The organism is Metaclostridioides mangenotii (assembly GCF_018917235.1).
Classification (GTDB): domain Bacteria; phylum Bacillota; class Clostridia; order Peptostreptococcales; family Peptostreptococcaceae; genus Metaclostridioides.
In genome coordinates this window covers 176,631-191,161 of the sequence record NZ_JAHLOF010000001.1, presented here as the reverse complement: position 1 = coordinate 191,161, position 14,531 = coordinate 176,631, and the positions used below count along the sequence as shown (strand labels likewise).

General features: G+C 30.0%; 11 protein-coding genes and 1 riboswitch. Of the genes, 10 read left to right on the top strand and 1 reads right to left on the bottom strand.

Translation table 11 applies throughout. The annotated features are described in order from the left end of the window. The first annotated feature begins 4 nt into the window (after nucleotides 1-4). From KQI18_RS00900 to KQI18_RS00865, 8 genes are all read left to right on the top strand, one after another. Nucleotides 5-2,767: a calcium-translocating P-type ATPase, PMCA-type gene (locus KQI18_RS00900; protein WP_334299387.1), complete on the top strand. Its 2,763-nt coding sequence runs from the start codon at nucleotides 5-7 to the stop codon at nucleotides 2,765-2,767. Between the two features lie 190 nt (nucleotides 2,768-2,957). Continuing rightward, nucleotides 2,958-4,520 (top strand): YceG family protein, encoded by a 1,563-nt coding sequence (locus KQI18_RS00895; RefSeq protein ID WP_216465614.1) that lies wholly within the window; start codon nucleotides 2,958-2,960, stop codon nucleotides 4,518-4,520. Continuing rightward, nucleotides 4,520-5,659 carry a toxic anion resistance protein gene (locus tag KQI18_RS00890; protein WP_216465613.1) on the top strand — a complete coding sequence of 380 codons (1,140 nt, stop codon included), beginning with the start codon at nucleotides 4,520-4,522 and terminating at the stop codon, nucleotides 5,657-5,659. The genes KQI18_RS00895 and KQI18_RS00890 overlap by 1 nt, the downstream gene beginning before the upstream one ends. 53 nt (nucleotides 5,660-5,712) lie before the next feature. After that, nucleotides 5,713-6,789, top strand: coding sequence for an HpcH/HpaI aldolase/citrate lyase family protein (locus KQI18_RS00885; protein ID WP_216465612.1), 1,077 nt, complete (start codon nucleotides 5,713-5,715; stop codon nucleotides 6,787-6,789). Then, complete coding sequence (locus KQI18_RS00880; RefSeq protein WP_216465611.1) at nucleotides 6,767-8,065, top strand: phosphoribosyltransferase family protein; 1,299 nt, start codon at nucleotides 6,767-6,769, stop codon at nucleotides 8,063-8,065. Before KQI18_RS00885 ends, KQI18_RS00880 begins: the two co-directional genes overlap by 23 nt. Before the next feature lie 99 nt (nucleotides 8,066-8,164). Continuing rightward, the gene (locus KQI18_RS00875) at nucleotides 8,165-9,253 is read left to right on the top strand and encodes a cysteine protease StiP family protein (protein WP_216465610.1); all 1,089 of its coding nucleotides are present in this window, start codon (nucleotides 8,165-8,167) and stop codon (nucleotides 9,251-9,253) included. Between the two features lie 68 nt (nucleotides 9,254-9,321). Further along, nucleotides 9,322-10,131, top strand: a complete 810-nt coding sequence (locus KQI18_RS00870) for an HAD hydrolase family protein (protein WP_216465609.1) — start codon at nucleotides 9,322-9,324, stop codon at nucleotides 10,129-10,131. 347 nt (nucleotides 10,132-10,478) lie between these two features. Then, the gene (locus KQI18_RS00865; RefSeq protein WP_216465608.1) at nucleotides 10,479-11,681 is read left to right on the top strand and encodes a DUF819 domain-containing protein; all 1,203 of its coding nucleotides are present in this window, start codon (nucleotides 10,479-10,481) and stop codon (nucleotides 11,679-11,681) included. A 172-nt stretch (nucleotides 11,682-11,853) separates the two neighbouring features. Here the strand turns inward: KQI18_RS00865 and KQI18_RS00860 are convergent, their stop codons facing one another. Further along, entirely contained in the window at nucleotides 11,854-12,840 is a 987-nt protein-coding gene (locus KQI18_RS00860) for a lipoate--protein ligase (protein ID WP_216465607.1), read from the bottom strand. A gap of 234 nt (nucleotides 12,841-13,074) precedes the next feature. Between KQI18_RS00860 and KQI18_RS00855 the strand changes: the two genes are divergently transcribed. Both KQI18_RS00855 and KQI18_RS00850 read left to right on the top strand, forming a co-directional pair. After that, nucleotides 13,075-13,635 carry a DUF3841 domain-containing protein gene (locus KQI18_RS00855; protein ID WP_216465606.1) on the top strand — a complete coding sequence of 187 codons (561 nt, stop codon included), beginning with the start codon at nucleotides 13,075-13,077 and terminating at the stop codon, nucleotides 13,633-13,635. Then, nucleotides 13,611-14,198: a DUF3841 domain-containing protein gene (locus KQI18_RS00850; RefSeq protein ID WP_216465605.1), complete on the top strand. Its 588-nt coding sequence runs from the start codon at nucleotides 13,611-13,613 to the stop codon at nucleotides 14,196-14,198. The genes KQI18_RS00855 and KQI18_RS00850 overlap by 25 nt, the downstream gene beginning before the upstream one ends. A gap of 89 nt (nucleotides 14,199-14,287) precedes the next feature. Next, nucleotides 14,288-14,463: riboswitch (Lysine riboswitch) on the top strand. Nucleotides 14,464-14,531: the final 68 nt, after the last annotated feature.

The window sequence follows — 14,531 nt, the reverse complement described above, 5'->3', positions numbered from 1 at the left end:
GAGTATGGAAAATAACAAAGATCAAATGAAGTATTTTAATCAAACAGGACTTGAAGTCCTTGAAGAATTATCAGTTGACTGGGAAAAAGGTCTATCAGATGAAGAAGTAAAAATCAGAAGGGAAAAATATGGTTTAAATGAGTTTACTCCAAAAGCTGAAGTTAGTTTTTGGCAAAATTTAAAAGATGCTTTAACTGAACCTATGATAATGATACTTATAGTAGCAGCTATAGTAAGTGCGTTAATTGGAGAGACGCATGACGCTATTGGGATTATAGGTGCTATATCTATAGGTATTGCAATAGGTATGATTACAGAAGGTCGTTCTAAAAAAGCCGCTGATGCACTTTCAAAAATGACCGAAAATATTGAAGTAAAGGCAATGAGAAATGGAAAAATACATCAAGTATCAAAAAATGAGTTAGTACCAGGAGATATTGTTTACATTGAAACAGGAGATATGATTCCTGCAGATGGAAGACTTATTGAATGTGTAAATATCAAGGCTAGAGAAGATATGCTTACAGGTGAATCAGATGATGTATCTAAGAGATGTGAAGTAGTAGTGCCTATGGAGGAGATAGAATCTAAAGGTAATATAATAATACAAGATCCTATACCAGCAAAGCAAATCAATATGGTATTTGGTGGAACACTTATAGCATATGGTAGAGGAATAATGGTTGTAACTTCTATAGGTGATGAAAGTGAGATGGGTAAAATAGCCCAACATCTTTCAGATCCAGATGAAGAAACACCTCTACAAATAAAACTTGGTAACTTAGGTGGAATGATTGCTAAGGTATCTAGTGCTGTAGCATCTTTATTATTTATATTTATGATATTCCAATCAGTTAGCAAAGGAATACTTAATGTTGATACTTCTGGGTTTATGCCATTTTTGGAATCAATAGAACCTGCTAAAACAGCGTTCACAGTATGTGTTGCTCTTATAGTTGCGGCTGTTCCTGAGGGATTACCAACAATGATTAATATGACTCTTGCAATCACTATGCAAAAGATGGCTAAAATCAATGCTCTCATTACTAAAAAAGAGGCATGTGAAACTATTGGATCAGTATCAGTTATCTGCTCAGATAAGACTGGTACACTAACAGAAAACAGAATGACTGTTGAAGTAGTTAACGTTGATGGAGAATATATCGACGGAAGCATAACTAAATCTAACAGTTACTTTATAGAAAACTGTATTTTAAACTCAACAGCAGATATAGAAAAAATTGATGGTGAAGTTAAGTACTTAGGAAGTGCTACTGAGTGTGCTCTTTTACTTTACAATGACGATAAAGATTACAGAGGTATGAGAAATTATTCTGAGATAGCAGCACAAAGTCCATTCTCATCTGAAACAAAGAGAATGACTTCTCTATATAAAGATAATGGTAATTACGTATTGCTTTCAAAAGGTGCGCCAGAAATTATTCTTGACCTATGTTCTCACGTTCAAAGAGGGGCGAACATAGTACCTATAACACATGAGATAAAAAATGAAGTTCTAGAAGAAATCAAGAAACTTCAAGTAAAATCAATGAGAAGTTTAGGCTTTGCATATAAAGAAGTTTCTGTAGCAGATGAAGAAGCAGCTATAACAACAGAAGATAATTTTGTTAATGTCGATATGCTAGAGGAAAACTTAATATTTGGTGGATTTGTAGGAATAAGAGATCCGCTTAGAAAGGATGTTGTTGAATCTGTAAACTTGGCAAGCCATGCTGGTGTATCTGTAAAAATGCTTACAGGAGACAATATTATAACAGCAAAGGCTATAGGTGAAGATTTAGGACTTTTAAAAGACAACATGAGAGCTGTTGAGGCTTCTTATATAGACACTTTAACAGATGAAGAATTAAGAGAAGAAATAAAAGATATTGCTATAGTAGCAAGAAGTAAACCAGAAAGTAAGATGAGAATAGTTACAGCACTTCAAAAATCAGGTGAAGTTGTAGCTGTAACAGGAGATGGTATAAACGATGCGCCTGCACTTTCTAAAGCAGATGTCGGTATAGCCATGGGTATAAGTGGTACTGAAGTTTCTAAAAATGCTGCAGATATCATACTTACTGACGATAGTTTCAGTACAATTGTACAAGGTATTAAATGGGGTAGAGGAATATATGATAACTTCCAGAGATTCGTACAGTTCCAGCTCACAGTTAATATAATTGCGTTCCTAGTAGCCATAGTTTCTCAAGTAATGGGTCAAGATATGCCTTTTACAACTATTCAGTTACTATGGGTTAATATAATAATGGATGGACCACCAGCGCTAGCTCTAGGTCTTGAGCCTGTTAGAAATCATGTTCTTAACAGAAAACCAGTAAATAGAAATGCAAATATAATTTCTAAAAAAATGATGTACTCTATTTTATCAAATGCACTGCTTATAACAACTCTGATTGTAGCTCAATCTACATTTAATTTCTTAGGTGTAGATGAAGCTCATAAAGGTACAGTCTTATTTGCCTTATTTGCATTCTGTGCATTATTTAATGCATTTAACTGTAGAGAATTTGGTTCTGACAGTATAATACCAAACTTTATGAAAAATAAATTAGCGATACAGATAATACTAATTACTGGAATAGCTCAAGTAATATTTACGCAAATATTCCAAGATTTCTTTAACTCAGTTGCAATGGATATAGTAACATGGCTAAAAGTTATAGGTATCGCATCTTTAGTAATCGTAGTTAATGAACTAGCTAAATTCTGTGTTAGAATAGTAAATGTAAAAGAAGAGGCATAGATTATAAAGATTAGTCGTTGAAATCTTTTAGAATATAAATTTAATTAAATAATTAATAATATAATATAGCTAAAATTATAAATTAATAGTAATATTATATTATAAGTTGCCTCAAAGAGAGCTTTTCTAAATTTAATTAGGTAATCTTTGAGGCATTTTTCATAATTTTTGAGTGACAGGAGGGTAAAAATTGAATGATTCAGCGGTATTTGGAAAGTTTTTTTCCAGTCAATCAGACAGAGGTAATTACACTCCTTCAAAAGGTTACTTATGTTACTTTATTTTATACTTTGGTGTTGGTGAAGAAAATCTATACAATCTAGAGATATACAAGACAAATTACAGTATAGAAAACCAAAAGGACTTGGTACTGTTTACAGAATCAATCCCAAATCCGAATGACTTTGATCTCATAAACTATTTTAAAAGCGGACTTAAAAATTACAAAAATAGTTTAGAAGAGTTAGATCTAGAGATAGTAAATAATGAGGAAATTGATCTGAAAATAAAAAGAGCTCTTGATTTGGTATTGACAGAGGGAGAGGGAGAGTTTTCTAATGATAGAGTTAAGCAGAACTTTATTGTAAAAATATTGTCTTGGATAAAAGTGTATATATCAAATCTTACAATAGATAAAAATGAAGCTCCAAAAATAGTTTTTTATGGAGATGCTAAAAAACATGAGTTTCTTTTTATGTTAGTACTTTATCTATCAGGATTTGATGTTCTTTACTTAAATCCAAATGATAAAGTTGATACAAGTGTTTTGAAATTAGATAGACATAAAATAGAAAAAATAGAGAACGATTTTGTAGATGAACTAGTTTCTTTTGAAGACAGGGTTATAATGGGTGAAAAAATAGAGAAAGGCTCTATAAAAAAAGCCTATACTGTCGGAGCAGAAGCATCAAAAAGAATAAGTGAAGAGCTACTTAATGAATCTGGTTTTATAAAGCCATGGCAACTTCAAGATAGATTGATTAAAAATTTACTTTTAAATACTACAGTAGACGAAATTTCGATTTACTGGGATGAACCTGCTAAGCTTAAACCAGGATTTAAGTTTGATGCAAATATAGTTGAAATGCCTGTATTATTTGCGAAAATAGATGGGATCTACAGCGATAGAATTGAGTATATTGAGTTTATAGAAAAACTTAGAAATTCAAGATATACGTATTTCCTTGAGTATAGCGGCTATACAAATGTATTTGCAAGAGAATTTATTAAAAATGCATTCAGCCTTTCTTTTTTATTGTCTACAGATGTAAAACTAGACAAAAAGCCTATTATAAATAATCCAGATTATACAATTTCAACACTTAGTATTCAGAAACAAATAATGATATTAGAAAAAGTAGAAGAACTATTTGAAGGAAATATGTTTATGGAAGGTCTAAATGTGGAGGATAAGATTAGGGGGCTATACACAGTTCTTCATATGGACAAGCAGTTTATAAGAATGATAAACGAATTTGATTATTCAAATGTAAATCCAAAATTGGTTTTATACATGGGGAAAAGCTATTTACTTAGCAAAGAGATATGTTTTTTAATGTTGTTGTTAAGTAAGATAGGTTTTGATATTGTTGTACTATCACCTGGAGGGGAGAATACAATAGAAAATATTATAAATAACAAACTAATTGATCATCACAGACTTGATAGGATGGAGTATGATTTAAGATTAAATGATTTAAATGATGATGTACCTTTATTTAAAAAGTTATTTGGGAAAAGGAGAAAATATTAATGGCAATTAATATAAATGGATTATCAAAGGATAACAATCAACAGCAACCAGAAGTAGTTGCAAATGTAGCACCAATTGTAGAAGAAAATTTTGACATAGTTGAATATACAGATAGTAAAAAGAATGAACTTAGAAAGTCTAAAGAAGTTGAAGCTCTTACATCTCTTATAGAAGTTGAAAACCCTGATTCTATACTTAAATTTGGACGTGAAGCATCTGAAGGTGTAGCAAAAGTTTCAGACAATCTACTTAATACTATTAGAATTAATAAAAACGAAGAAAACTCTAAGATGTTACAGCACTTGGCGAAGATCATGGATAAGTTTGATATTGATGACTTCCAGGATACAAAAGAACCAAACTTTATACAAAAAATATTTAAAAAGGCAAATAATGCTTTAGAAATGATGTTCCAAAAGTACGAAACTCTTGGTGGAGAAGTAGAAAAAATTCAAATAGAGTTAGAAAAGTATGAGAGAGAAATAGGAATGTCAAATAAACAATTAGGAGCTATGTTAAACGAAAATTTTAATTTCTATAACGAACTTCAAAAGTATATAGTGGCTGGAGAGATGGCCGTTGAAGAGATGGACAATGAAATACTTCCGCATTTCAAGACTTTATCAGAGACAAGTGGAGATCAAATGGACTTAGTAAACTATCAAGACTTACTTAAAATATACGATATGTTGAATCAAAGAGTTTATGATCTTAGAATAGCAGAAAACATAGCTATACAAACTATTCCGATGTTAAAGGGAATGCAGTACAATAACTACAATCTAGTAAGAAAGATAAATAGCGCATTTGTAGTTACACTACCAGTGTTTAAACAGTGTTTATCACAGGCTATATTACTTAAGAAACAAGAGCTTCAAGCACAATCTCTTAAAGCATTAGATGATAAAACAAATGAGCTTTTATTAAAAAATGCACAAAATGTAACTCAACAAAGTGCTCAAATAGCTAGAATGGCTGGAACAAGTTCAATACAAATAGAAACTCTTGAGAAAATGCACAATACTATAAAATCTGGAATTGAAGAGACTATGAGAATTGAAGAAAATAGTAGAGTTGCAATTAAAGACAATACTAAGAGATTAGAAGAATTAAATACTAGCATTGTTTATGGTAAATAGTATGATAAGGGTTGATTTTAAGTCAGCCCTTAAAGATATTAGAGGTGGAAATTTTGAGATATTTTGACTATCTAAATGAGGATATTCTTGAAAGATTATTCTATAAAAAACCTATCGAATTCAGTAAAAAAACAGAAAAAGATGTATTAAAGTACGCTTTAGGTGCTTTTTTATACATGCCTGCTACTCAATACGATATGATACAAAAAAACATTACAAGTGAGATAAATGGCGAAAAACCACTGGCAATTTGTTTAGAAGATGCAATAGGTGCTAGTGGAGAAAAAGAAGCAATTAAAAATGTAGAGGCTATATTAAACGAAGTAAGAAATAACAACAGTGAAGGCACATCTGATCTTCCAATTATATTTTTAAGAATAAAAAACCTCAATCAATTTCAAAAAATAAAAGATATTGTATTTAAAAACCAATCTATAATAACAGGAGTACTTATACCTAAGGCTAACGCTCATATTATTGAGTCTTATATTGAGCTTATGAATTCAAACGACATAAAAGATATATACATTATGCCTATTATAGAGACTAGTGAGTTTGTATACAGAGAAATGAAAGAAAAAAGTTTTTCAGATCTTTATAATACTGTATTAAAAAATAGAGATAGAATATTGAGTCTGAGAATAGGTCTTACGGATATACTGGGGTTGTTTGAGATTAGAAGAAGCGAAAAATTTTCTATATATGAAAATAATATATGTTCCTCATTTATAAGTGATATGGTAACTTATTTAAATAGACCAGAGATAGATATACCTATATCCGGTGGAGTGTCAGAATTTTTTGATATGAATGATAAAGAAATAAAAAATAAATATATAAAAGAAATAGAGTTAGATAAGTTTCATAGCTTAGTAGGAAAAACTGTGATACATCCTAAGCAAATACAAATTGTTCAGGCACTTAGTTCAGTGAGCTTTGAGGATTATACAGATGCCATTAGCATTATAGAAAGCTTTGGGGGAAAATTTGGAGTAAGTAAGAGTGCTTCTGGAAAGAGGATGAATGAAACTAACCCTCATTTAATTTGGGCAAAAAAGACAGTGATGTTATCAAAAATCTATGGGGTATTAAATGAAGGAGTTACATATGAAGAATTACTTAAATTTTAACTGCACAATAGAAATAATTGAAAATCCTATGGATCTTTGTATCGATGATTTTTTAGATATAGGAGTAAGAAATAATAAAAAAAGAAGGTTTTTATTTATTTCTAAGAATCTAGGCAAACACCTAGCGGTAAAACCTAGTAAGATGGATGAGTTGGGAAAGTTACTTGTACAAACTTACAATAACAGAGTACAAGCTAGTTGCGGTACTGTTATTGCATTTGCTGAGACAGGCACGGGACTAGGGCATAGTTTTTTCGATTATTTAAATGGCGATTATGAGTTTATACATACAACAAGAGAAGTTGTAAGTGATTTTAAAAAACTTGAATTTTTAGAAGAGCATTCACATGCTACAGACCAAAATTTGTACTATGAAAATTTGGTCAAGTTTAAATCAGGGGAAGAAATAATTTTAGTTGATGATGAAATTACTACTGCAAATACATGTTTAAATATTATTAAAAAAATTCAATTAATATACCCTAAAAAGAGATATACTATTTGCTCAATTTTAAATTGGGTAGAAGGAAAAAATCTAGAAAAAGTAGAGAAACTAGAAAATGAACTAGGGTGCAAAATTGATTTTGTTTATTTATTTAAAGGAAAATTTGAGTTTGACTTAGATGATGAAAAAATCATGGAATTAGAAAATTATGAAGAACTTGAAGTTGCCACTACTTTGGAAACTATGAATACAGATGTAAATTATATTAATAACATAAATTTAAATGTGCAAGATCCAAATGAAAGTTTAAAAGTTGAGTATTTAAGTTTAAATATGTATAAATATTTGACTTCGAAAGAATATGTAAAATACACCGGAAGATTTGGGATAAACAAAGAGGATCAAAAAAGGTTAAAAGAAATAGTTAAACTCGAAACCGAAAATCTAGAGTCAGAATGTGGACTAGAAAGAAATAGATATATTAACAAAAGAGTATTATTTTTAGGTACAGAAGAGTTTATGTATATTCCTATGTTGTTCGCAAAGGAATATGAAGCTAGTGTAGATATATACTATCATTCAACTACTAGAAGTCCTATTATTGCAATAGATGATGAGAACTATCCAATAAAAACAAAGAAATTAATAAATAGTTACTATAATCAAAGTATAGATAATTTTATTTATAATATTGATATTAATAATTTTTCAGAGTGCTTTTTATTTGTAGAGTTGCATAAAAGTAAACAAGATTTTAATGATTTTATTGAAGTAATAAAAAATACAAGTATCGAAAAACTTACAATTGTGACTTTAAATGGTGTGCGCTAACTAGCTATAAATGTAATGGATTAAATTATTTACAGTTATATCTATAATCGTAAATAACATAAATAATGACGAATGATACTTACAGAGGGGGATGATAAATTGAAAAAATTTGGTACTTATTCGCAAGACGATGTAATATTTTTACTAAAAGATATATCAAGTGATATCAAAGAACAAGGAAATAGAGAGCGTGAATTAAAAATACAGGGCGGTACTCATTATTCTGAGATGATTCCTATTGAATACGAAGTAAGCGAAGATTATTTAAAGTTATACCATGAGAAGCTAGACGAGACAAAGGAAAAATTAGCATATTCTATTGGAATGATGTGTGAAAAAATAGTAAAGAAAAATGGCAAAGATGTAGTACTTGTGTCTTTGGCAAGAGCTGGCACACCAATCGGTATACTTGCTAAGAGGTATTTGAAAAATAGGTATGATTTAAATCTAAATCACTACACTATATCTATAATCAGAGATAGGGGTATAGATTTAAATGCTATGTCTTATATAATAAATAACCATAGAGGGTCTAAGATTCAATTTATAGATGGGTGGACAGGAAAAGGGACGATTTCGTGTGAATTAGATAAAGCTTGTAGAGTTTTAGAAAATAAATTCGGTGATTCATTTGATTCTACTCTTGCAGTTTTAGCAGATCCAGCCGGTTACTCAAGTCTCTATGGAATTAGAGAAGACTTTTTAATTCCAAGTGCATGTCTTAATTCTACAGTTTCAGGTCTTGTAAGTAGAACTGTTTTGAGAAGTGATCTAATTGGAGAAAATGACTTCCATGGAGCTAAGTTTTACGATCACCTAACAGATAAAGATGAATCTATAAACTATATTCAGGCGATTGAAAGTTGTTTTGAAAACCAATATGAAAATATAGATCGCGATAATGAGAATTGGAATGGAGATATAGTAACTAAGGATGGAGATAAAGACGTATCAATGATAAAAAATAAATATAGAATTGAAGATGTCAACTTTATCAAGCCAGGAGTAGGAGAGACTACAAGGGTTCTACTAAGAAGGGTTCCTCGTAAAGTTTTAGTGAAAGATCTGAAAGACCAAACCTTAGAGCACATATTTATTTTAGCAAAAGAGAAAAATGTAGAAGTCGAAGAGGTTAATTTAAAGGCTTATAGATGTTGCGGAATAATTAAAAATATGAAGGATGTATAAAAAAATCCTAGTAGGACTAATTGCATACATTGACTATACATTCTGATTAAAAATTAAAGGAGTAGTTCATGCTAGTTTTTTCTGATTTAGATAGAAGTATAATATTCTCAAATAAATTTATAGATACTGATATTGACTATACAAATATTGAGGTATACGAAGGAAAAGAGATATCTTACATTTCGAAATTTACGATAGATATGATAAGAGAAATACAAAAAAATGGTGTATTTATTCCAACAACAACCAGAACTGTAGACCAATTTGACAGGATAGGATTTTCAGAGTTTAATATAGAATTCCAATGGGTAATTGCTGCAAATGGCGGAATTATATTAAAAGATGGTGAGGTACTCGGGAGCTGGAAAAAGAAAGTTGATGAAATCTTATTAAAATCTAAACCTATTGATAAAGTAATAGAGAGATTCAAAAAGTATGAAAATAATCCTGGAATTTTAAAATTAAGGAAGGCTGAAGAATTATTTTTCTATTTAGTAGTAGATCTCGATATTTTTAAATTTTACATGATAGAAGGATTTATTGAGGAACTTGATTCTTTAGGATGGAAAGTATATTTTAGTGGTAGAAAAATATATTTTTTACCAAAAGGTATAACGAAAGAGAATGCAGTTAAATATTTGTCTGATAAAATTGGAGTAGATAATTTTTATACCATAGGAGATTCATTTATGGATGAAGGCATGTTATCTATGTCTAGTAATCCATTTACCTTAAAACACGGAGAACTAGCAAAAGTAGCTCATGATAAGGGATTCGCTTTAAGCAAATTGGATGGAATGAAAGGTACAGAAGAAGTTTTGAAAAACATTATTCAAAATGGTGAGTTAAGTAAAGAAACAAATACAGCAAGAGCATAAAGAATAGAGACAATCAAAGATACTAAAAAGTATTGATTAAGTTTTATACTATAGCATTGATTGCCTTTTTGATTTTTGTTGATATATCATGAGTCTCACTATTAGAATCTAGATTTTCAAAATATGGTACAGTAATCCAAAAAATTAGCTTATATTGTACTTAAAATTTTATTAATAATATTAATTACATTAACATATTATAGAGTAAATTTAAATAAGATTTGATACCATATAACAATTTTAGCCTACGGCTCAATGCTATATTAGTTGTGCAAAAGCATTATTATATAATATAATAAAGAATAGATATTGTAAGAATATTAAAAAAATAAGTAAGGAGGGATAGTATGACAAGTTTGATAAGTGCTGATAATATATGGGTATTGTGGGCAATTATAACTGGATGGGCAGCTTTCAGTATATATCTAGAGCAAAAGTATAATTGGGCATCAAAGGTATCGGGCGCAATAATAGCTTTAGTTGGTGCTATGGTATTATCTAATTTAAAAATTATTCCAACTGAATCACCAGTTTACGATCAAGTTTGGGGGTACGTTGTACCTTTAGCAATAGCATTGCTTTTATTCCAATGTAATATTAAGAAGATATGGAAAGAGAGTGGAAGACTACTTATTATATTTTTAATAAGTTCTGTGGGAACTATGCTTGGGGCAACCGTAGGATTTCTAGCTCTTCATAAATTGATTCCTAATTTATATATGGTTGCAGCGATGATGTCTGCTTCTTATATAGGTGGTGGAGTTAACTTCGCTGCTATGTCAGGAGCATTTGAAGTTCCAGGAGATTTAGTTTCAGCGGCAGTTGTAGCCGATAATTTACTGATGGCATTATATTTCTTTGTACTGATATCTATACCTTCAATAACATTCTTTAGAAAACATTTTAAACATCCACATGTAGATGAGTTTGAAAATATGGAGGTCAAATCAGGAGAGACAACTGCATCAAGCTATTGGAGTGGTAAAGATATATCGCTTAAAGATATAGCATTTGCTTTTGCAAGTGCATTTATAATAGTAGCTGCTTCTGTACAGCTAGCAGGATTATTTGCAGCAACTATACCTACTTCAAATCCGTTACTTTCAATGTTAAATACTTTATTCGGTAATCAATACCTTATAATAACAACTATAACAATGCTACTTGCTACATTTATTCCTAAATTCTTTGGAGAAATTAAAGGAGCACAAGAAATTGGTACATTTTTAATATACTTATTCTTTGTAGTTATAGGTGTGCCAGCATCTATAGGATTAATAATTCAAAAATCTCCATTGCTTTTACTTTACTGTGTAGTAATGGTTGTTATAAACATGATGATAACATTTATTGGAGCAAAGTTATTTAAATTTACACTTGAGGAAGCTATTCTTGCTTCGAATGCAAATATAGGAGGGCCAACAACAGCAGCTGCAATGGCTATATCAAAAGGTTGGACAAAATTAGTAGGTCCAATACTTATTGTAGGCACTCTTGGATATATAGTTGGAAACTACTTCGGTCTTTTTATAGGAAATATCCTTATGTAAAAGTATAATTGGTAATTATTGACTTAAAAATTGCAATGATTAACATTGAATAACTGAATTATACGTAGATAAAATGGTTGAACTTCTGACTATATTATATATTAAATCGAAAAATATAATTTTTAAAATATATATGATCGAGAAAAGTCTAAGGATGATCTTAGACTTTTTATCATATATTCCTCCCAAAAAGTCCTTTCACTAATACATCAGTATTAGCTCCCAAAAAGTATTCGTCTATATTAAAACTATCCAGAATTTGTCTGATAGCACTTTCTTCATGTTTTTCACCAGCCAAGGCATTCTCTACAAAAGAAACATCCCTGCTACCAAAGAAGTCTCCGTAGAATTTAACTTCAGTTATTACGCCTTTATCAACGTTAAGATTGAACTCCACATTACCTCCCGGGTACTTAAGTTCATGACGGAGGGTATATTTAGGGGATTTACCGAAATTCCAATCCCACGTGCTATATTTTTCATCAACTAGATTTTGTATATTTTTAATATCGGTTTCGTTTAAAGTATATTGTTCGTTTTCAGGATTACTTTTGGCTAAGTAGCCCATGATCAAATCTTTAAACTTTAAAATATCCATATTACAATTTAGATGTTCGCTTATATTCGTAACTCTTGATTTAACAGATTTAATTCCTTTTCCTTCTAGTTTTATTGGCTTAACTTTTAGAGCTTTTGAAAGGACGTTTATTTTAGATGAAAACATTAATGTTCCATGATGCATAGTTTTATTTTTGTATTTATATTGGGCATTACCAGAGAATTTTTTTCCATCTATTAAAAGGTCATTTCTACCAGAAAAATCAGCGTTCACATCCATTGTTTTTAATAAGTCTATTATAGGTTGTGTAAATCTGCTGAAGTCACTAAAACTGTTGTCATTTGATACGAAAGTGAAATTAATATTTCCTAAGTCATGGAATACAGCACCTCCGCCAGATTGTCTTCTAACAACAGGTATTGAATGCTCTTCTATGTAATCTAAATTGATTTCTGATAAAGTATTTTGATTTTTTCCAACTATTATAGAGGGTTCATTTCTCCATAGTATAAATAACTCTTCATCAAAATTTTTTAGTAGATACTCTTCCATAGCTAAGTTAAAATAAGGTGTTGTTGTATCATTATATATTAGTAACATAGTAATCCCCTTTAAATTAATATTTTGATTATAAAACATTATAGCACGTATGTGTTAGATAAGATAACGTAATCTAATTTATACAATCAATTATTTATGAAAAATTAAAAAAATTACAATTAAAAGTTTAGAGAAATTATTGTATAATAATGGTAGCGATCTTATGCAAATCTAATAAATTACAATTCTTTGTATCACTATAATTAATTTAAAATAAAAAGGATGAAGTTTAAAATGGATAAAATTATTGTTTATTCGAAACAACACATTAATGTTTTAAATGAACTTCAGGAAACTGGTAAATACAAAGCAAAAAAAGAGTATATAAAAAAAGATTTACAAGAACATGCAGAATTAGTACTTGAGGTGTACGATTGGTTTATCAGAAAAGCTGATAAAATGAATAAAAAACCGGAAGAAGCTGACTATCCAATTTGGGTTTCTTTTTCAAAAGAAGCAACTATGTTACCTAGTGATAACACTGTTATTCTAGAATTAGAACTCAATCTCAAAGACATTATTCTTGTAAATATTAATAAATGGGGAACTATGCTTAACTATTCTTATATTCCAAAAGATGATCAGGATGAAAAAAGGCACAAAGAGCTTTTAAAATTATACAGAACTAATGATGCTCAGGCGTATATGTCACAGTTTTATCCAGAAGTAAAGAACGAAATCGTAGATAGCTGGGATCTTTTATTTGATGACTCTGTTATCATTGATAAAAATGTAGAAAAGTATGGAATAATATGGGAGGTTAAAAGAGAATGGATAGTAAATGTAGCACTATAAAATTGTACGCTTCATTAAATGATTCTGTCATTGAGATTATAGATAGAGATGGAACTTGTTTTTCAAAAAAGGAATTTATTAAAAATAAGTACGAAGAGAGTTCAAATATATTTATTACAGCATACAGTTGGTTTTCGAGAGAGGCTAGTAAACTTGTTGAAAAACCAGAAGATGCAGAGTTTCCATACTGGGTTTTTAAAGATTTATCTAATTTGGAGAGGTTTCCAAATACAAGTATTTTAGAGCTAGAAGTTCCTGTAGATGAAGTTGTATTATTTGATATGTATGATTGGAACAAAGTCCTGAGTTTAGAGTATATAGCAAAAGATGATGGTGACGATAAAGAATTTAAAAATCTATTAAAGCAGTATGGTATAAAGCATGATAGCGACATAATGTTGACTAATTTCTACCCTCAACTAAAGAAGAAAATTACAGATAGTTGGTCAAAATTGTTTGAACATCACAACAAAATTAAATCAGGTGACTATATTGGTGTAAAAGTTGTTCAAGCGGCTCTTTGGCAGATAAAAAAAGAATGGATAATAAATTGCAATTGTTAAGTAAAGTTTAACAATGTGTTCATCTATAAAAGCTTGAAATATACCTGCTTTTAAGCTATACTAAAGCAAGTGAAAATTGAATAGATGAATATTTAGGTAGAGGAGCAGTATCCATTAGTATTAGTGAGGAGTTAAAGCGCGATGATTTACTATGAAAGGGGAGATTGCCGAAGTCAATGACTGAAGCTTTAAGGTTATTAGGCTGGGAATGCATAAAATATATGCATTACTGTCACATATTATTTTGTGGTGAGCTATCATTTGAGGAATTATATATAATACGTAAAGATTTAGTATGTTAATTATGCCTTAGGTGTTTAAGCCTGAGGCTTT

What these genes read in the sequence shown, in the direction of transcription:
- KQI18_RS00890 (WP_216465613.1), top strand. Translation starts at nt 4,520, where the DNA reads ATGGCAATTAATATAAATGGATTATCAAAGGATAACAATCAACAGCAA.
- KQI18_RS00855 (WP_216465606.1), top strand. Translation starts at nt 13,075, where the DNA reads ATGGATAAAATTATTGTTTATTCGAAACAACACATTAATGTTTTAAAT.
- KQI18_RS00870 (WP_216465609.1), top strand. Translation starts at nt 9,322, where the DNA reads ATGCTAGTTTTTTCTGATTTAGATAGAAGTATAATATTCTCAAATAAA.
- KQI18_RS00880 (WP_216465611.1), top strand. Translation starts at nt 6,767, where the DNA reads ATGAAGAATTACTTAAATTTTAACTGCACAATAGAAATAATTGAAAAT.
- KQI18_RS00860 (WP_216465607.1), bottom strand. Translation starts at nt 12,840, where the DNA reads ATGTTACTAATATATAATGATACAACAACACCTTATTTTAACTTAGCT.
- KQI18_RS00865 (WP_216465608.1), top strand. Translation starts at nt 10,479, where the DNA reads ATGACAAGTTTGATAAGTGCTGATAATATATGGGTATTGTGGGCAATT.
- KQI18_RS00850 (WP_216465605.1), top strand. Translation starts at nt 13,611, where the DNA reads ATGGATAGTAAATGTAGCACTATAAAATTGTACGCTTCATTAAATGAT.
- KQI18_RS00900 (WP_334299387.1), top strand. Translation starts at nt 5, where the DNA reads ATGGAAAATAACAAAGATCAAATGAAGTATTTTAATCAAACAGGACTT.